The 18,690-nt window shown below is 59.8% G+C and carries 14 protein-coding genes, 1 tRNA gene and 4 pseudogenes; 13 read left to right on the top strand and 6 right to left on the bottom strand.

The window, feature by feature from the left end:
- The first annotated feature begins 8 nt into the window (after positions 1-8).
- The 4 genes from pheT (at position 9) to ACOZK9_RS03455 (ending at position 3,197) form a co-directional block, all read left to right on the top strand.
- Entirely contained in the window at positions 9-2,387 is a 2,379-nt protein-coding gene (gene pheT / locus ACOZK9_RS03470; protein WP_421555293.1) for a phenylalanine--tRNA ligase subunit beta, read from the top strand.
- Positions 2,388-2,390: 3 nt separating this feature from the next.
- Positions 2,391-2,693 (top strand): integration host factor subunit alpha, encoded by a 303-nt coding sequence (ihfA, locus tag ACOZK9_RS03465; protein ID WP_002553164.1) that lies wholly within the window; start codon positions 2,391-2,393, stop codon positions 2,691-2,693.
- Entirely contained in the window at positions 2,674-3,030 is a 357-nt protein-coding gene (locus tag ACOZK9_RS03460; RefSeq protein ID WP_003219935.1) for a MerR family transcriptional regulator, read from the top strand. Before ihfA ends, ACOZK9_RS03460 begins: the two co-directional genes overlap by 20 nt.
- Before the next feature lie 90 nt (positions 3,031-3,120).
- Positions 3,121-3,197: transfer RNA gene (locus tag ACOZK9_RS03455), tRNA-Pro, on the top strand.
- A 79-nt stretch (positions 3,198-3,276) separates the two neighbouring features.
- Here the strand turns inward: ACOZK9_RS03455 and ACOZK9_RS03450 are convergent.
- A pseudogene (locus ACOZK9_RS03450) lies at positions 3,277-3,579 on the bottom strand (tyrosine-type recombinase/integrase); the annotation flags it as partial.
- Between ACOZK9_RS03450 and ACOZK9_RS03445 the strand changes: the two are divergent.
- A pseudogene (locus ACOZK9_RS03445) lies at positions 3,577-3,722 on the top strand (phage head morphogenesis protein); the annotation flags it as partial. The pseudogenes ACOZK9_RS03450 and ACOZK9_RS03445 sit on opposite strands and share 3 nt — an antisense overlap.
- A gap of 47 nt (positions 3,723-3,769) precedes the next feature.
- Here the strand turns inward: ACOZK9_RS03445 and ACOZK9_RS03440 are convergent.
- Positions 3,770-4,315: a hypothetical protein gene (locus ACOZK9_RS03440; RefSeq protein ID WP_122250431.1), complete on the bottom strand. Its 546-nt coding sequence runs from the start codon at positions 4,313-4,315 to the stop codon at positions 3,770-3,772.
- Positions 4,316-4,430: 115 nt separating this feature from the next.
- On the opposite strand from ACOZK9_RS03440, the pseudogene ACOZK9_RS03435 reads away from it, so the two are divergent.
- Positions 4,431-5,387: pseudogene (locus ACOZK9_RS03435) on the top strand (group II intron maturase-specific domain-containing protein).
- 82 nt (positions 5,388-5,469) lie between these two features.
- On the opposite strand, the pseudogene ACOZK9_RS03430 reads toward ACOZK9_RS03435, so the two are convergent.
- Positions 5,470-5,608 (bottom strand): annotated as a pseudogene (locus ACOZK9_RS03430) (integrase); the annotation flags it as partial.
- Between the two features lie 108 nt (positions 5,609-5,716).
- On the opposite strand from ACOZK9_RS03430, the gene ACOZK9_RS03425 reads away from it, so the two are divergent.
- The 7 genes from ACOZK9_RS03425 (at position 5,717) to fecE (ending at position 14,084) form a co-directional block, all read left to right on the top strand.
- Positions 5,717-6,460: a hypothetical protein gene (locus ACOZK9_RS03425; protein ID WP_122250432.1), complete on the top strand. Its 744-nt coding sequence runs from the start codon at positions 5,717-5,719 to the stop codon at positions 6,458-6,460.
- Between the two features lie 130 nt (positions 6,461-6,590).
- Positions 6,591-7,595, top strand: coding sequence for a hypothetical protein (locus ACOZK9_RS03420; RefSeq protein WP_152750804.1), 1,005 nt, complete (start codon positions 6,591-6,593; stop codon positions 7,593-7,595).
- 190 nt (positions 7,596-7,785) lie between these two features.
- Positions 7,786-10,191 (top strand): TonB-dependent siderophore receptor, encoded by a 2,406-nt coding sequence (locus tag ACOZK9_RS03415; RefSeq protein WP_421555292.1) that lies wholly within the window; start codon positions 7,786-7,788, stop codon positions 10,189-10,191.
- Positions 10,192-10,407: 216 nt separating this feature from the next.
- Positions 10,408-11,322: a Fe(3+) dicitrate ABC transporter substrate-binding protein FecB gene (locus tag ACOZK9_RS03410; RefSeq protein WP_421555291.1), complete on the top strand. Its 915-nt coding sequence runs from the start codon at positions 10,408-10,410 to the stop codon at positions 11,320-11,322.
- A gap of 2 nt (positions 11,323-11,324) precedes the next feature.
- Positions 11,325-12,314, top strand: coding sequence for an iron-dicitrate ABC transporter permease FecC (gene fecC, locus ACOZK9_RS03405; RefSeq protein WP_172979310.1), 990 nt, complete (start codon positions 11,325-11,327; stop codon positions 12,312-12,314).
- The gene (locus ACOZK9_RS03400; RefSeq protein WP_421555290.1) at positions 12,311-13,279 is read left to right on the top strand and encodes a FecCD family ABC transporter permease; all 969 of its coding nucleotides are present in this window, start codon (positions 12,311-12,313) and stop codon (positions 13,277-13,279) included. Before fecC ends, ACOZK9_RS03400 begins: the two co-directional genes overlap by 4 nt.
- 4 nt (positions 13,280-13,283) lie before the next feature.
- Positions 13,284-14,084, top strand: coding sequence for a Fe(3+) dicitrate ABC transporter ATP-binding protein FecE (fecE, locus tag ACOZK9_RS03395; protein ID WP_421555289.1), 801 nt, complete (start codon positions 13,284-13,286; stop codon positions 14,082-14,084).
- Positions 14,085-14,204: 120 nt separating this feature from the next.
- Here fecE and ACOZK9_RS03390 read toward each other — a convergent pair whose 3' ends face one another.
- From ACOZK9_RS03390 to ACOZK9_RS03380, 3 genes are read right to left on the bottom strand one after another with little or no spacing between them, the layout of a single operon-like run.
- A complete protein-coding gene (locus ACOZK9_RS03390; protein WP_152745433.1) occupies positions 14,205-15,137 on the bottom strand; it encodes a sulfonate ABC transporter substrate-binding protein in 933 nt (310 codons plus the stop codon).
- Entirely contained in the window at positions 15,134-16,465 is a 1,332-nt protein-coding gene (locus ACOZK9_RS03385) for an LLM class flavin-dependent oxidoreductase (protein ID WP_421555288.1), read from the bottom strand. The genes ACOZK9_RS03390 and ACOZK9_RS03385 overlap by 4 nt, the downstream gene beginning before the upstream one ends.
- A gap of 2 nt (positions 16,466-16,467) precedes the next feature.
- Positions 16,468-18,660: a TonB-dependent receptor gene (locus ACOZK9_RS03380; RefSeq protein WP_421555287.1), complete on the bottom strand. Its 2,193-nt coding sequence runs from the start codon at positions 18,658-18,660 to the stop codon at positions 16,468-16,470.
- Between the last annotated feature and the right edge of the window lie 30 nt (positions 18,661-18,690).

The following is an 18,690-nucleotide window of genomic DNA, read 5'->3' as shown; positions in this document are numbered from 1 at the left end:
AGAGCAGGATGAAATTCAGTGAACAATGGCTGCGTGGCTGGGTAAGCCCGCAGGTAAGTCGCGACGAGCTGGTTGCGCGTCTGTCGATGGCCGGCCTTGAGGTCGATAGCGTTACGCCGGCCGCCGGTGTTTTCAGTGGCGTGGTAGTGGGCGAGGTGCTGAGCACCGAGCAGCACCCGGATGCCGATAAATTGCGCGTATGCCAGGTCAGCAACGGCGCGGAGACCTTTCAGGTCGTGTGCGGAGCGCCCAACGTGCGCCCGGGCCTGAAAATCCCGTTCGCAATGATCGGTGCCGAGCTGCCGGGCGACTTCAAAATCAAGAAGGCCAAGCTGCGCGGCGTCGAGTCCAACGGCATGTTGTGTTCCCAGGCCGAGCTGCAGGTGGGCGAGGGCAATGATGGCCTGATGGAACTGCCGGCCGACGCGCCAGTGGGCCAGGACATCCGCGTTTACCTGGAACTGGAAGACGCGAGCATCGAGGTTGACCTGACCCCGAACCGCGGCGATTGCCTGTCCCTGGCGGGCCTGGCGCGTGAAGTCGGCGCGTTGTACGACGCTCCGGTTACGCGCCCGGTGGTTGCCGCGGTGGCTGTGGTGCACGATGAAGTGCGCCCGGTCGACGTGTTGGCGCCCAACGCTTGCCCACGTTACTTGGGCCGTGTGATCCGAAATGTCGACCTGAGCCAGCCAACCCCGCTGTGGATGGTTGAGCGTCTGCGTCGCGCGGACGTGCGCAGCATTGACGCCGCTGTCGACATCACCAATTACGTGATGCTGGAGCTGGGCCAACCGCTGCACGCCTTTGATCTCGCCGAAATCAACGGCGGTATCCGCGTACGCATGGCCGAGGAAGGCGAGAAGCTGGTGCTGCTCGACGGCCAGGAAGTCAGCCTGCGCGCCGACACCCTGGTGATCGCGGACCATTCCCGCGCCCTGGCGATTGCCGGCGTGATGGGTGGCGAGCACAGCGGCGTGTCCGCAACCACCCGTGACATTTTTCTCGAAAGCGCGTTCTTCGATCAGATCGCCATCGCCGGCAAAGCCCGCTCCTACGGCCTGCACACCGACGCCTCGCACCGCTACGAGCGTGGCGTGGACTGGCAATTGGCCCGTGAAGCCATGGAGCGCGCCACTGGCCTGCTGCTGGAAATCACCGGTGGCGAAGCCGGCCCGATCAGCGAAACCGTCAACGAGCAGTACCTGCCGTCGGTTGCACCGATCACCCTGCGTGCCAAAGCCGTTGAGCAAATGCTTGGCCTGGTCATCGCGCCTGCTGAAATCGAGCAACTGCTGTCGGCACTCGGCCTCGGCATTTCTGCTGACGGCGCCGGGCAATGGCACGTTGAAGTGCCAAGCCATCGCTTCGATATCAGCCTGGAAGTCGACCTGATCGAAGAGCTGGCCCGCCTGTACGGCTACAACCGTTTGCCGGTCCGTTACCCGCAAGCGCGCCTGGCGCCGCAACCCAAAGCAGAAGCGCGTGCGCACCTGCCGGAACTGCGTCGCCTGCTGGTTGCGCGTGGTTACCAGGAAGCGGTGACCTACAGCTTCATCGATCCGAAGCAGTTCGAGCTGTTCAACCCCGGCGTTGAGCCGCTGCTGTTGGCCAACCCGATCTCCAACGACATGGCGGCCATGCGTTCGTCGCTGTGGCCAGGCTTGGTCAAAGCACTTTCGCACAACCTGAACCGTCAGCAAGATCGCGTGCGCATGTTCGAAAGCGGCCTGCGTTTCGTCGGCCAACTCGACGGCTTGCAGCAAGAACCGATGCTGGCTGGCGTGGTGTGCGGTAGCCGCCTGCCCGAAGGCTGGGCTCAGGGTCGCGATGCGGTGGACTTCTTCGACGTTAAAGCTGACGTGGAAGCGGTATTGGGTTTTGCCGGTGCACTGCATGACTTCACGTTTGTGCCGGGCAGCCACCCCGCCTTGCACCCAGGCCAGACCGCGCGTATCGAACGCGAAGGTCGCCTGGTGGGCTTCGTCGGCGCCATTCACCCGGAGCTGTCGAAAACCCTCGGTCTGGACCGTCCGGTGTTCGTGTTTGAGCTGGTATTGGCTGAAGTTGCTTCGGGCAAGATGCCTAAGTTCAGCGAGTTGTCGCGCTTTCCGGAAGTGCGTCGCGACCTGGCCCTGATCGCCGACCGTGACGTCGCCGCCACTGCTGTTCTGGAGGTAATCCGTGAAAATGCAGGGGAATGGCTGACAGACCTCAGGCTATTTGACGTCTATCAGGGTAAAGGCATTGATCCGCATAGAAAAAGCCTTGCAGTCGGCTTGACCTGGCAGCATCCATCGCGCACTCTTAACGACGATGAGGTGAATACCACGACGCAAAATATCCTCACCTCGCTCGAACAAAGGTTAAACGCCACGTTAAGGAAGTGACGTATGGGGGCTTTGACGAAAGCTGAGATGGCGGAACGTCTGTACGAAGAGCTGGGTCTGAACAAACGCGAAGCCAAGGAATTGGTCGAGCTGTTTTTTGAAGAAATCAGGCACGCTCTGGAAGACAACGAACAGGTCAAATTATCCGGTTTCGGCAATTTTGACCTGCGGGACAAACGCCAGCGGCCTGGCCGCAATCCAAAAACGGGAGAAGAAATCCCGATCACGGCTCGCCGTGTGGTCACCTTTCGTCCAGGGCAGAAGTTGAAGGCCCGAGTTGAGGCTTATGCTGGAACCAAGTCATAACGACGAGCTACCCGTCATCCCGGGCAAACGCTACTTCACCATTGGTGAAGTCAGCGAGCTGTGCGCGGTAAAACCGCACGTGCTGCGCTACTGGGAGCAGGAGTTTCCTCAACTCAACCCCGTCAAACGCACCGGGAACCGTCGGTATTATCAGCGCCAGGATGTGCTGATGATCCGGCAGATCCGCGCGTTGTTGTACGACCAGGGTTTTACCATCAGCGGCGCACGCCAGCGTATGTCCGGTGATGAAGCCAAAGACGACACCACCCAATACAAACAAATGATCCGTCAGATGATCTCCGAACTCGAAGATGTGCTGGTGGTTCTGAAGAAATAACTGCAGCTTTTAAAATACTTCCACATTTCAAAAGCTTGCGGTATATTCCGGTTCGCTTCGTTGCGAAGCAAACCCAGTAACACGCCTAGTCGGGGCGTAGCGCAGTCCGGTAGCGCACTAGCATGGGGTGCTAGGGGTCGAGTGTTCGAATCACTCCGTCCCGACCATATTTTTCAATGACTTAGGCCAATGTTCACAGCATTGGCCTTTTTCATGCGCGTGACATTTGCGTGACTTCTCTAATTTTCACGCCTGCTTCGTCTTCAAAATTGTCAGTACCTTCCTCGCGAATCGGTTGCTGGTACCCTGTTCGCAGCTCCAGTCGAGTACGCAAGCTCTGCGTCCTAGTAGCGAGTGGTGATGCTGCCGTTTTTGTTTCCACGTAGAGCCTTGCGATCTTCTTGGGTTACGCCTGACGCGCACCCGGCGTCCTAACGTGTGCTTGAGGTCGTGAATCCTCATGAATGCATAAGTTGGCTGAGCGAAGAGGAGATTTTCCTCCTGCCAGAGTTTCGCCGCTATCACCCGCGCTTTCTTCCAGGCCGAATCCAGCAGCAGCCTTCGACTTTTCAGGACAAGGCCATCGGCCCGGTTCGGGCCAAGCTGTTTCGTGAGGGTGGTTTGAGCGTGTAGCATTTTGCGGAGCCCCAGCTTGATCGCAACTGACGCTGGCGCAGATGACAGGGCTATAGCCGTTGGCCTTTCAACGGTCAGGCATTTTCTAGACTGTCCGCGCGGCTCATCGAGTTTTAGAACTGACAATCTTGAATGGATTTCCAAAAGGGTCCTTTCCTTGTAGCACGATTTTTTGCCGCTCTTGGGACAAGATCTGGTACTCATCTGAACTGCCAGGAACATATCGCTTATTCATGTCAGGGAGTGAATATCCGCTTTGCTCGCCGATTATGAAGCTAGCCGGTTCAGTGTGTAAGCCTGTCAATGTGAGGGTTAGAAACTGGTCGTCAGCCATCCAGATACCTGAGCCTTTTGAAATCAATACAGCAGAATATGGTTTGTCGGATGCGTCACTTGATATCTTGAGGGTTCCTCTCACATTGTATCGCCCGTTACGGAAGTATTCAGTGATGCCGTTGAAGGCAACAGTTCCGCCAGGAACTGGATATTGGTATTTGCTTTCCCAGCGCCCGAGAAAGTTGGAGTTGTGTTCAGTCCCTGAGGGATGAGCGACTCCATAAACCGTTGCGATACTGCCGATGAGAGTAATAATTCCCCCCGCTATGACATACCCATTACGGGCGATCTTTTTTATCGTTTCCCATCTCATTTTTGAGTACTACTCCATTAGTAATTTTCGCGGTTGACACAATTCTACCCAGATCAGCACGTCCTGGTAGAGCAATCTACCGATCTTTCCAGCCTAGCGTTCGCGAGGCTTTTTTATGGTGCGCCAGGCATTGCGCGTTGCGTGCAAGCGCAACCAGTTTGGCTGGGATGGTCACTCTGGTGACTTGGAGGTGAAAGTCCTCTACACACCCGCCAACCTTAAGCTTGCGTATAAACGCGTGGTCAGCAACAAGGGCGCGCCGGGAGCCGACAGCATGACGGTCGACCAGTTGGTGGGCTACGTGAAACAGCATTGGCCGATCCTCAAGGCTCGGCTGCTGGCCGGCGAGTATCACCCGCAAGGTGTACGCGCCGTCGAAATTCCCAAACCCAAGGGTGGAATACGGCAACTGGATATACCCAGTGTCATGGATCGCTTGATCCAACAGGCGTTGCTGCAACCGCTCACGCTAATCTTCGACCCTTTGTTCTCGGATTAAAGCTACGGATTTCGTCCGGGCAGAAGCGTTCATCAAGCCATAGAGCAAGCCCGTGACCACTTAGAAGCGGGCCACCGCTGGTGCCTGGAACTTGATCTGCCTTGGACCTGTGATTACTTGGGTTATGGGATGAGCTGGCACAAACAGCCGGAGCTGAGAGTGGCTTTTATGAGCCTGAATCGCTTGCATACCCGGCTCAGAGCGCTGCTTCGCGAAGCGCGGGGCCACAAGATGACGAATGTCATTGAGCCGATCAACCCGGTGCTACGTTGGTGGGCGGGCTACTTCAAGCTTGGGCAGAGCAAGCGTCCTATTGAGGGGCTTGATGGCTAGGTGCGTCATAAACTGCGCTGCATCATCTGGCGCCAATTGAAGCAGCCCCCGGCGAGGGCTCGCAATCTGATGCGCATAGGATTTAGTGAGGAGCGTGCAAGTCAGCCTTCAACGGGTGAGGCCCCATGGTGGAATTCGAGCGCATCACATGTTAATCAGGCGCTCCCCAAGAAACGATGGGGCAACCTTAGTCTGGTCTCAGTACTGAATACAATAAACCGGCTTAGCTGCATGGCTTGAACCTCCGTATACGGAACCGTGCGTACGGTGGTGTGAGAGGACGGCGGATGTGAATCCGCCTCCTAATCGATCCTGCGCAAAACTACCCGGTGTTTTTGCTGATATTCAAATCTGGAACCGCCTCGGACCAGATTATTTCCTCATGATCTCGCTGTTAGTTTTTTGGTCATTCCCTCGCTCGCATGGCCTGCAATCCGTTGCCCATCCTTACCGGCTTGCTTTTACTAGTGCAGCGACAGCGCCGGGTCACGCCCTTGCGTTGGAGTAGAGTTGGGGAGGTGATGCTAGAGATTGACTACAGTTGATCGATCATCCAAGAGGGTACTGGTATGGCGAACGTCAATAGACATGGGCTGGGCAGAACTGTGCCTGCTGCTGTTAAGCGCGAAATACGAAGTAGGTGTGGTTTCGGATGCGTGATATGTGGTCTTGCCTACTACGATTACGAACACTTCGCTCCGGACTTCAGAGACGCGACGGCTCACAATCCTGATGGGATGACCCTTCTATGCATGCAGTGCAATCAGAAGAGAGCGCGCGGCACTCTATCTGCCGAAACAGTTGCAAGGGCAAATTTAAATCCAAAGTGCAAACAAGAGGGATTCGCTTCTGAGATGTTTGATTTTGGGCCAGAGCCAGTAGAAGTTATTCTTGCAGGCGTAACGTTTTATGACTGCGGGGTTCTTTTACAAATATGCGGCGTGGATCTGCTCTCGTTTTCCCCACCCAAAGAAGAAGGTGGACCGGTTCTTCTTTCGGGTTTCCTTGCGGACTCGAGCGGCGCAACAACCTTAAAGATAGTAGATAACGAATGGTTTGCAGGGGATGAAAGCTGGGACGTAGAAGTCGTTGGTCCTCAAATAACTATTCGTCGTGGCCCCGGCGATATTGCCTTGCAGCTTAAAGTCTCACCTCCCCATTCGATTTACATCGATAGGATCGATATGGTTGTTGAGGGGCATTTTCTGCGAGGTGACGAAAAAACACTACGCATATCGCGGGATGGTAAAAATTGGAACACGTTTGAGGCAGTTGGCATGAGCCACTGTCGAATCGGTATCTCACTGTGCTGACAGAGGACAAGCGGTGTAGTTGGCCTGTATTACGGGTGACCACTACAACAGCTTCCAAATGCTCGCATGATTCAGGCTGACCTACTGGCTATGTTAATGTGCTACCACACGAACGCCAGGGAGAGTTGTGATGGGTTGGAAAGGGACTGTACGTTCGCTGCAAGCGTCTGCACGGCGATCTGAGCGCAACGCTCATCGACGGCAGCGTGAGCTTGAGAAGCGACGCAATGATTACGCAAAGATGCAATCGCTGGAGCAAGCAGCGTATGAAGTTGAGGTGTACGAAAATCACATTGATATCCTCCTTTCGATGCACAAGGAATGTGCTCAGCCTGTGAAATGGGAGCGCCTTCTTTCCAATCCCGAACCGAGACAGCCGTTCAAGAGCGATACTCTTGAGCAAGAAGCTACGCATGCGGCTGCTACCTATCACCCCAATTTCTGGGTGCGGCTCTTTAAGCGAGAGGCTCGTCAACGCGCAGCTTTGCAAGGCAAAATTGGCTCTGCGCGGGTGGACGACGAAAAGCAATATCAGGCACAGTTTAAGGAATGGAAAAGTGCCCATTCCGAATGGGCGGAAGAAAGAGATATTGCGATCCGCATCCTTGATGGTGACCATCAGGCCAAGCTAGACGCCATCGAAGCCATTGAGTCGTTCGCAGAAATTTCACACCTCGGCTCAGGCATTCAGATGGTTGTTCATGAGGCAGGTATCCTGGAAGCGAAGGTTGCTATCCATGGCTCCGGCGTGATTCCAACCGAAATAAAGTCTCTGCTTAAAAGCGGCAAGCTGTCGAGCAAAGCGATGCCCGCTGGACGGTACAACGAGCTTCACCAAGACTACGTGTGCAGCTGCGCCTTGCGAGTAGGGCGAGAGTTGTTGGCAATCCTCCCGGATGACTTGGTCATTGTTACGGCGCTGGACAATGTGCTCAACAGCTCGACAGGTCACACGGAGGAACAGCCGATTCTAAGTGTTGCGTTCTCTAGGCCAACTGTTGACGGACTCAACCTCGAAACTATTGACCCGTCTGATGCGATGAAGAATTTCGTGCATAACATGGCCTTCAAAAAGGGCGCCGGTTTTTCGGCAGTCACCGCTCTTGAAGCTAAGGGCTTTGTCAAGTCTCATTGATGGTACGACTGCAGATCCGGTAGCTTCTGTTGGGCTTGTTTTTTTAGGTTGGGGTGCGTGAGTTCCGTGTGAATGTGGAAGCACCGGTCTGCAGCGCTTTTAATGCCTCAAAATAAACGTCGAAGCCTGTCCCTTTTTTTCATCTCGCCGGTCATTCCAGGTAAGTGAATAAATTCGAGAGCTTCCTCCTATGTCCGCCGTTCCACCTTTGCGCTTGCGCCCGTTGCTGAACCTCAGCCTGATGCTAAGCCTCAGCGCCTGCCCTTTGTTCGTGCCCGTCAGTTATGCCGAAGACAGCGCCGCGCGCCGTAGCTACCAAGTGCCGGCCGGCAGCTTGAGTGCGGCATTGACTCGTTTTGCCGGGTTGGCAGGCGTCAATTTGTCGGTGGACCCAGCGTTGGTCAGCGGGCGCAGCAGCAGTGGTTTGTCTGGCGAGTACGCGGTGGAGGAGGGCTTTGCCCGTTTGCTGCAAGGCTCCGGCCTGCAATTGCAACCGGTCGGAGAGCAGGCGTACATGCTGATACCGGCCCCGGAGGGCGGCAGCCTGCAGTTGGCACCGACTTCAATCGTCGGCACTTCGGGGCTTGAGGGCGGCGATACCTACGCCGGTGGGCAGGTGGCGCGCCGTGGCTCGCAAGGCCTGTTGGGCTCTCGGGATTTTATGGACACGCCGTTCAGCATCACCACCTACACCGCCGATGCGGTGAAGAACCAGCAGGCGCGCACCCTTGGTGACCTGATCGCCAGCGACCCGTCGGTCCGCGCGACCAACCCGGCCGGTGGGCGTTATGAGCAGTTCACGATTCGCGGGTTCAGCCTGTTCAACAGCGATGTGGCCTACAACGGCCTGTACGGCGTGTTGCCGACTTACACCATCGACATGGAAATGGCCGAGCGCGTCGATGTGTTAAAAGGCCCGAACCAGTTGATCAACGGCATCTCGCCGCGCGGCAGTGTAGGCGGTGGAATCAACGTGGTGCCCAAGCGCGCCACCGACAAAGACATCAACTCGTTCACCGGCACCTGGGCGTCTGACAGCCAGGCCGGTGGCGCAGTGGATGTGGGCCGGCGTTTTGGCGAGGACAACAAGTTCGGCATTCGCTTTAACGGCGTCAAGCAGGCTGGCGATACTGAATGGGACCACCAGAGCGTCGACCGTGAGATGGCGGTCATCGGCCTGGATTTTCGCGGCGAGCGCTTGCGCCTCTCCACTGATATTGGCCACACCGAGCGCGACACCGATGCGCCGCAAGAGCGCGTGCAGGTCGGCGCGAATGCCAAGGTGCCGAGTGCCAATGAGGTGCACCGCAACTACGCGCAAAGCTGGAGCAAGGCCAGTACCAACGACACGTTCGGCACGCTTAACGGCGAGTTCGACCTCAGTGACAGCGTGATGCTGTATGGCGGCGTGGGCGCACGCGAGAGCCATCACGACTTCTTGCGCCATGCGGTGTCGGTCACCAATGACGCAGGGGATTTCAGCGTGCTGCCGCGTGATTTCACCCGCGACGAAAACGTGCGCACCGCCACGGCGGGTGTGCGCAGTTGGTTCCACACCGGGCCAGTCAGCCACGAGGTCAACCTGGCCGCCAGCTACTTCTACATGGACTTTGAAAACGGCGGCGCTCGCTATGCTGCGGCGCCGAGCAATTTGTACGACCCGGTGCAAACCCCGACGCCGTCGCGGCCTACGCGTTTCGATTCGAAGGTTTATACCGAGAACATGTTCAGTGGTGTGGCGCTCTCCGACACCTTGGGCTTTTTCGACGATCGCCTGCTGCTGACCCTCGGCGCGCGCTGGCAGCGTGTGAAAGTCGATGACTGGACCGATAACGTCAAAGGCGACACCGCCTATGACGAGGAAAAAGTCTCGCCCTCCGGCGGCATTCTGTTCAAAGCAACCGACCGCTTGTCGCTGTACGCCAACTACATGGAAGGCTTGAGCCAGGGCAAGGTCGCACCGTCTACGTCGATCAATGAAGATGAAATCTTCCCGCCGTTTATCAGCCGTCAGGTCGAGGTCGGCGCCAAGTACGATGCAGGCGCCTTCGCCGTGACCGCCGCGGTGTTTCGTATCAAACAGCCGGCTTATGAAACCAACGCCACCACGCGGGTGTTCGGGCCTAACGGCAAGCGACAGAACGATGGCGTGGAACTCAGCGTGTTTGGCGAACCGCTCAAGGGCGTGCGGCTGCTCGGAGGTGTGATGTACATCGACAGCGAACTGACCCACACCACCAACGGCACCTTCGACGGCAACCGCGCACCGGCCACACCCAAGTACAACGTCAACCTGGGTGCCGAATGGGACGTGCCGACCGTAGAAGGCCTGACGCTGACCAGTCGCGGCATCTACTCAAGCGCGCAGTACCTGGACACTTCCAACGTCAAAGAAATCGATGCCTGGAACCGCATCGACGTCGGCGCGCGCTACGCCTTCAAGGTCGACGACAAGCAGATTACCCTGCGCGCCAATGTTGAGAACGTCGCCGACAAGCGTTACTGGAGTTCGGCCGGGGCGTCGGATGACAGTGAGCCAGGTTTGACCCTGTCCACGCCGCGCACCTATTTACTCTCGGCCACTGTCGATTTCTAGCAGCAGCCCGAATGTGACAGTCGATCGCTCCCACGCGCTGCGTGGGAATGCATCCCGTGACGCTGGGCGTCACCTTGCATAACCCCTGCGACCGCAGCTGATCGGCGCCGTGAATAGGAATGTTTTTTGATTGCTCCGCCCCGATATGGAATAGTACCCGCCGTTTTCCCAGGCCTGTCGCGCTTGGGTGTTTCAACGCCGAGGTTGTTCATGCGAATGCTGCGCTCCATCCCCACTCTTGCCGCCTGCCTTCTGGCGTTGTGTTCCAGCGTATTGAGCGCTGCGCCTATCGACCTGAACGACGGCCAACACGCGGTGCATCTGCCGGATGCGCCCAAGCGCGTGGTGGTGCTGGAGTTCTCCTTTCTCGACAGCTTGGCCGCGGTTGACGTAACGCCGGTAGGCGCCGCCGACGATGGCGATGCGAACCGGGTGTTGCCGCGCGTGCGCCAAGCCATCGGCGAGTGGAAGTCCGTGGGCCTGCGCTCGCAGCCGAGCATCGAGGAAATAGCCCGGCTTAAACCGGACTTGATTATTGCCGACCTCAATCGCCACCAGGCGTTGTACAGCGACTTGGCGAGTATCGCGCCGACCTTGTTGCTGCCCTCGCGGGGAGAGGATTACCAGGGCAGCCTGAAATCCGCCGAGCTGATCGGCCAGGCCGTGGGCAAAAGCGCGCAGATGCAGGCGCGCATCGCACAGAATCGTGAGCACCTGAAGAGCATTGCGCAGCAGATCCCGGCCGGTGCCAGCGTGTTGTTCGGTGTGGCGCGCGAAGACAGCTTTTCGGTGCACGGCCCCGACTCTTATGCCGGCAGCGTGCTCGAAGCCATTGGTCTGAAAGTACCGTCTGTGCGTGCCAAAGCTGCGCCGACTGAGTTCGTCAGCCTGGAACAATTGCTCGCGCTGGATCCGGGTTGGTTGCTGGTTGGTCACTACCGCCGCCCAAGCATCGTCGACACCTGGAGCAAGCAGCCGTTGTGGCAAGTGCTCGGCGCGGTGCGCAACCAGCACGTGGCCGAGGTCGATGGCGACAGTTGGGCGCGCAACCGGGGCGTGTTGGCCTCGGAGCAAATCGCAGAAGACGCGCTGGCGATTCTTAAAGGCGGCAAAGCCGTATTGAGCCAGTAACCGTGCAGCGCAGTTTCGCCGCAGCAGGCATTGTGCTGCTGGGGGCCGTGTTGTTCTGGTACTCGCTGTTCAGCTGGTCGCCGTTTGTGATCACCCCGGCGGATGCCTGGAATGGCTTGATTCACCAAGGCCACGAAGGCGGCAATATGGCTTATATCGTCGCCCAATTACGCGTGCCGCGTGCGCTGTGCGCAGGCTTGGTGGGCGCCTGTCTGGGGCTGGCCGGCGCGCTGATGCAAGGCATTACCCGCAACCGTCTGGCATCGCCTTCTTTATTTGGGGTGACGGCGGGGGCGGCGTTGGGATTGGCGTTGTTTTCGACCGGCCTGGTGGCGCCACCCTTTGCCGGTGGTGCGCTGTTGATGACGTGCGTGGGCGGCGCGCTGGCCTGGGTCACGGTGTTCAGCCTCGGCGGCGCCTGGTCGCCGACCACCGCCCAAGGCCGTTTGGTATTGGCCGGTGTGGCGGTTGCCGCATTGTGCGCGGCATTGACCCGGCTCAGCGTGATTCTGGTCGAGGCGCAGGCACAAAGCGTGCTGAACTGGCTGGCCGGTTCGCTGGCCAACGTCGGTGCAGCGCAGGTGCAACTGCTCTGGCCCTGCACCTTGATCGGCGGTTTGTGGGCGCTCTGGTGTGCGCCGCGCCTGAACCTGATCAACCTCGGTGAAGACGCCGCGCGCTCGCTGGGCGTCGGCATCGCCAGCCTGCGCTTGCAGGTGTTTGTCGCCAGCCTGTTGCTGGTCGGCGCCAGTGTCTGCGCGGTCGGGCCGATTGGGTTCGTCGGGCTGATTGCGCCGAATATCCTGCGCCAGTTTCTGGGTAACGACTACCGCTGGCTGATCCCGCTGAGTGCGGCGCTGGGCGCGGTAATCGTGCTGGCCGCCGACCTGCTCAGTCGCGCCGTGGCCTTCCCGGTGGAGACACCGGCCGGTGTGGTGACTGCACTGATCGGCGCGCCGTTCTTTCTGTTTCTTGCCAGGCGCGCGTTATGAGCCGGCCACGCTTGCGCTTATGGCTGCTGCTCGCTCTGTTGCTGGTGGCGACCTTTGTCAGCCTCAGCGCCGGCACGCTGTGGCTCAAACCTGCAACGGTGCTGGAGCGCCTGTTGGCGCATGACGCGCTCGACTTTGAAGTGTGGAACCATCGCCTGCCACGTAGCGTGATTGCGATTCTGGCCGGCTGCGCTTTCGGGCTGGCCGGGGCGATTGTGCAGGGAGTGATTCGTAACCCGCTGGCCTCACCGGAAATTCTCGGTGTGAGCCAAGGCGCAGGGCTGGCGCTGACCGTGGCGATCATCAGTTGGCCGCAGTTGCCGATTGCCTGGCTGCCACTGGTGGCCTGCCTCGGCGGCGCCGGTGGGGCGTTACTGCTGGCGTTGTATCACAGCGGCGTGAGTTTCTCCGGGGTGCGTTTTGCGCTGTCGGGGGTAGCGATTGCGGTGACCTTGTCCAGCGTCACCGAGTTTCTGATTTTGTCGCACCCACTGGACATCAACACCGCGTTGCTCGCGCTGACCGGCAGCCTGTGGAGCCGCAATTGGCAGCATGTGGTGCTGGTGCTGCCGTTTCTGCTGCTGATTCCGTTGGGGCTGTGCCTGGCCAAGCCGCTGAACCTGATCGCCCTTGGCGACGAAGCGGCCCACAGCTTGGGCACCGCGCTGAGCCGCACACGCTGGCTGGCGATGGCCTGCGCGGTGCTGCTCACCAGCTTGGGCGTGGGCGTGATCGGGCCGATTGGTTTTATTGGCTTGGTTGCGCCGCACATGGCACGGCGCCTGGTAGGCGGGCATCACCAGTACTTGCTGCCGGCCGCCATGCTGATTGGCGCGTTGTTGCTGGTACTCGCCGACACCCTTGGTCGCACGTTGATCGCGCCCAGCGAAATCCCTGCGGGGGTGCTCACGGCGGTGATTGGCGCGCCGTATTTTCTTTGGTTGCTGGCACGGTTCAAGGGCTGATGACATGAGTATTCTAAAGGCGCATCAACTCGACATTGGCTACGGCGCCACGCGCATCGTGCAAGGTTTGTCGTTTGCGCCGCCGCCGGGGCAAGTCACTGCGTTGATCGGGCCGAACGGGTGCGGCAAGTCGACCTTGCTCAAGGCGTTCGCGCGCATTCTGAAGCCCACGCAGGGCGAACTGACCCTGGAGGGTCAAGCTTACGCCAGCCTGTCGCCCCGCCAGTTAGCCCAGCAGATTGCGTTTTTGCCGCAGGTGCTGCCTGTGCCGGAAGGTGTCAGCGTGCGCCAGTTGGTCGCGTACGGCCGCAGCCCGCATAACTCATTGTGGGGGCGCCTGAGTGGCAGTGATCAAGCCCATGTGACCCAAGCCATGCAGCGCCTGGAGCTGGACACGCTGGCCGACCGGGCGCTGGCGGACTTGTCCGGTGGCCAGCGCCAGCGCGCGTGGCTGGCGATGGTATTGGCGCAGAACGCGCCGGTGGTGTTGCTCGATGAACCGACCACGTACCTCGACATCAGCCACCAGGTTGAACTGCTTGACCTGATGCGCGAACTGGCCGCCGAAGGCAAAACCGTGATTACCGTGTTGCACGACATTAACCAGGCCTGCCGCTACGCCGACCACCTGGCGGTGATGCACGCCGGCAAGCTGGTCGCCGATGGCGCACCGGCGGCGGTGATCAGTGCCGAGTTGATGCGTCAGGTATTCGATGTGCAGGTGCGGATCATGCTTGAACCGGTGGCCGGCACCCCGATGTGCCTCGTAGAGAAAAGCACCCGACCGCAGGCCGAACACGGTTAAGTGGTTGGATTAAAAGCGCTTTTTATGGGAGCGGGCTTGCTCGCGATGGCGGTGTGTCAGTTGAAAAATACTTATCTGACACACCGCCATCGCGAGCAAGCCCACTGCCACCGTTGAATCTCAGTTGCCCTGGGCTCTCCACACCGCCTTTTTCACCTCGATCTGCTTGGGCAGTAACCGGTTCTGGTAAAACAGATCGGCCGTCGCCTGTTGCGCCTGGATGATCGTGTCGTCAATCGGCAGGATCGGCGATGGCGGGCGGTTATCCATATAGCGCGCAATGACCTCGGCGGGCAGGCCCATAAACCCTGTGAGCACCTTGAGGCTGTCGTCACGCTGGCTACGCGTGAGGGCTTCAGCGGCGCTGAGTTCATCCAGCACGTCGTGGATAAATACGCCATTGGCCTGGGCATACTCGCGCCGTGCGGTATACACCGGCCCCGACAACCCCAAGCCTTCGCCATTGGCCAGCACACGGCTTGGGCTTTGGCTCAGGGCGAGTGACGAATAGGGCTCCCAGATCGCCCAGGCATCGACGCTGCCTTGCTCAAACGCGGCCCGTGCATCCGCGGGCGGCAAGTACACCGGCTGAATATCCTTGTAACTCAGGCCAGCTTTATTCAGCGCCCGCAGGATCACGTTGTGGGAGCTGGAGCCTTTCTGAAAAGCGACTTTTTTGCCCTTAAGGTCCGCGACCGAATGCAGCGGGCTGTCGTTGCGCACCAGTATCGTTTCCGCAGTCGGTTTGGGCGGTTCGGCGCCGATGTACACAAGGTCGGCACCGGCGGCTTGGGCGAACAGGGGAGGGATGTCGCCGGTCGAACCCACATCCAGTGCGCCCACGTTGAGGGCTTCGAGCATCTGTGGACCGGCGGGGAATTCAACCCATTTCACCGCGGTCTGCGGGAAGCGTTTTTCCAGCAGGCCATGTTCCTTGGCGAGCACCAAGGCGATTGAGCCTTTCTGGTAGCCGATACGCAGGGCGGCCGGGTCGGCCGCGAGTGCGGTGTGCGTCACGGCCAGCAGGGCCAGCAACAGCGCGGGGATTTTCATGGCTGTACCTCTTTAAAACGATTTTTCGGGCGCGCCAAACCGAGGTTTTCGCGCAGCGTGCTGCCGGTGTATTCGGTGCGGAACAGGCCGCGGCGTTGTAATTCGGGCACCACCCACTGCGCAAAATCTTCCAGCCCGCCCGGCAGGTGCGGCACGAGGATATTGAAGCCATCGGCGGCGCCGTTTTCAAACCAGCGCTGCAACTCGTCGGCGATCTGCGCAGGCGTGCCAATCAGGCTGTAATGCCCGCGCCCGCCGGCAATCCGCCGACCCAATTGCGCCAGCGTCAGTTGCTCGCGGTCCGCCAATTCGCTGAGCAGTCGTTGGCGGCTGCGCTGGCCGCTGTCGGTCAATGGCAGCGCCGGCAGCGGCCCGTCGAGCGGGTAGCCGGACAGGTCAAAATTGCCCAGCATGCGGCCCAGCAAGGCCACGCCCACTGCGGGCTCCACCAGTTGCTGGAACGCGTCGAATTTTGCCTGTGCCTGCGCCTCGGTGTGCCCGACCACGACAAACACGCCGGGCATTATTTTCAGCGAATCGGCGTCACGCCCGTACTGGCCCAAACGGCCCTTGATGTCGGCGTAAAACGCCTGCGCGTTGGCCAACGAGGTTTGCGCGGTAAACACCACTTCGGCGGTCTGCGCCGCCAACTCACGGCCGGCTTCTGAAGAACCGGCCTGCACGATCACCGGCTGGCCCTGCGGCGAGCGCGCGACGTTCAGCGGGCCTTTGACCCGGAAGTGTTCGCCGACGTGATCCAGCACATGCCGTTTCGCCGGGTCGTAGTAGCGGCCGCTGGCCTTGTCGCGCACAAACGCGTCGTCCTGCCAACTGTCCCACAGCCCCGTCACCACCTGATGAAATTCCCGCGCGCGGGTGTAGCGTTCGCCGTGGCCGAGGTGTTCATCGCGGCCAAAATTCTGCGCTTCGGCGGCGTTGTCCGAGGTCACCAGGTTCCAGCCCGCGCGCCCGCCGGACAAGTGATCCAGCGAGGCGAATTTTCGCGCCACGTGGTAGGGCTCGTTGTAGGTGGTGGTGGCGGTGGCGATCAGGCCGATGTGGTCCGTCACCGCGCTGAGCGCCGAGAGCAAGGTGAGCGGCTCAAAGTGGTCCGAGCGCGCCATGTGGCTGGCGACGTCGCCGGTGGCGGCGGCGATGCTGTCAGCCACGAACAGCGCATCAAACCTGGCCGCTTCGGCGACGTGCGCCAGGTGTTTGTAGTGGGCGAAATCCAACCCGGCATTCGCCGGCACGTCCGGGTGGCGCCAGGCGGCGACGTGGTGCCCGGTGGCCATCAGAAAGGCGCCGAGTTTCAGTTGACGGCTCATGCTTAAAAATCCTTGCGCAGTTGCACGCCGAAGTAACGCTCATCGTCACGCGGTACGGCGCGGTAGATAGAGTTGCCGCCGGTGGCCAGCATGGGTGAGTAGGACTTGTCGGCGAGGTTCTTCGCCAGCAGCGCCACACGCCAGCCATTGTTGTAGTCGGCCAGGGCCACGCTGGCATTCCAGATGCCGTAGGCGCCTTGTTGGGTGTCCAGGTTCTGGCTGATGTCGTATTGCACCTCGCTCTGCCAGCTGTAGTCGGTGCCCAGTTCGATGTCCAGGCCGTTATCCAGCGGGATACTGTAGTCGGCGCGCACGTAGCTTTTCCAGTCCGGGCTGTAGGGCAGCGGCTTGCCATTCACGTTGCACGTAGACGCCGCGCCTGGCGGGCAGGCGAACTCGTCGATGCGCGCACGGGTGTAAGCAAGGGCGCCGGAGAGCTTGAGTTGCTGGGTGGCCTGCAACGCATAATCCAGCTCGACGCCTTCAGTGCTGACGCTGCCGGCGTTGATCAGGCGCGTCACCACTTGGCCGGCGACGGTGTCGAAAAAGTTGGCTTGGTAGTTGTCGTAGTCGCTGTGGAATACCGCAAGGTTGGTGGTCAGGCGATTGTTCCAGGCGGTGGCTTTGATGCCGGCTTCCCAGGTGTTGGAAGTCTCTGGCTTGAGCGCGTCGGTGTCGCGCGGCTGCATGTTGAAAAACACGTTGTACGCAGGGCCTTTGTAGCCGCGCGAATAGGTCAGGTAGCTGGTGATGGTGTCGCTGATGTCATATTGCACGCCGAGTCGGCCGGACCAGCCGTCTTCATCCACCGAGCCCGAGCTGCTGGTGGCCGGTTGAATGCCGCTGACCGTGGTGGCGGAGGTAGAGACGCGGCTGTGGTCGTATTTCAGGTCATCGTGGGTATAGCGCAGGCCGGCGATGCCGCGAAAGCGCGAGGTGAAATTCAGTGTGGTCTCGCCGAACGCGGCGTAACTGTCGCTGGTGGTGCTGTAGTCGGCAATGCCACGGTCGGTGCGCGTGGTGGTAGTGAGTGTGCGCTGGTAGGTTTCCTGGTCCTTGCCGTGCATGTAGAACAGGCCACCGACGTATTCCAGGAACTCACCTTTGGGCGACGCCAGGCGCACTTCCTGGGAGTACTGGTCGAACGCCAAATCACCCTTGTCGGCGGTGCCGGGGAAGGCTGCGGTCACGCTGCCGAGACGGTCGCCGTCCTGGTACTGCGTGTTGTCCCAGCCGCGCCAGGCGGTGATCGAGGTCAGGGTGTAGTCACCGAGGTTCCAGTCAAGCTGGGCGGACAAGCCCTTGTTGGTGTCTTCGACATGGCTGCGGGTATCGGTGTTGATATTGCGGTTGTCGCTGGACGCCCGCACCGGGCTCAGTGCGTTGCTGAACGCCGGGCTCAGCGACTTGCTGACCACGCCGTTCGGTGCGTCGTCGTGCGACTGCATGTAGTCGGCGATCAGGGTCAGCTTCACGTCGTCATTGGGGGTGAATTCCAATTTGCCGCGGATACCCTTGTGGTTGTAGCCGTTGACCTCCTGGCCGTTGTTTTTGTTGTCGACATTGCCGTCATAGCTGCCGAACAAGGTGCTGATCGAGCCCTTGAGCACGTCCGGCACCAAGCTGCCGCCGATGCCGAAACGGGTACGGCTTTCATTGCCGCTGTAGTACGACTGGTCGATATAGCCATGGGTCTCGGCGGTAGGCGCTTTGCTGGTGATGTTCAGCACACCGGCCGACGCGTTCTTGCCGAACAGTGTGCCTTGCGGGCCACGCAATACTTCGATGCGTTCCAGGTCCAGCAGGTCGAGGGTGGCCTGGCCGGGGCGCGCATACACCACGCCGTCGATCACGGTGGCCACGGTCGGCTCAACGCCGGGGGAGGTGGAAATGGTGCCCACGCCGCGCACGAACAACGACGTGTCTTTGTTCGACGCGCCGGTGCGAAAATTCAGCGACGGCACCTGTTGCGCGATGCTCGCCACGCCGGTGCGGTTGTCGCGCTCCAGTTGTTCGCCATCGAGTACCGACACCGCCACCGGCACTTTTTGCAGCGACTCTTCGCGGCGGGTGGCCGTGACGGTGACCGGCTTGAGCGTGAGTTCCGGCTCATCGGCGGCAAATGCGCCCGGCAGCGGGAGTGCGGTCAGGCCGGCCAGAAGCAATAAATGAATGTGACGTGGAAAATTGTGCATGCTGTGCCCGTTCAAAAAATGCCCTGATCC

The sequence above is a fragment of the Pseudomonas kitaguniensis genome, assembly GCF_049199985.1.
GTDB classification, from domain to species: domain Bacteria; phylum Pseudomonadota; class Gammaproteobacteria; order Pseudomonadales; family Pseudomonadaceae; genus Aquipseudomonas; species Aquipseudomonas kitaguniensis.
The sequence above is the reverse complement of the archived record's forward strand: the minus strand, read 5'-3'. Positions and strand labels throughout refer to the sequence as shown.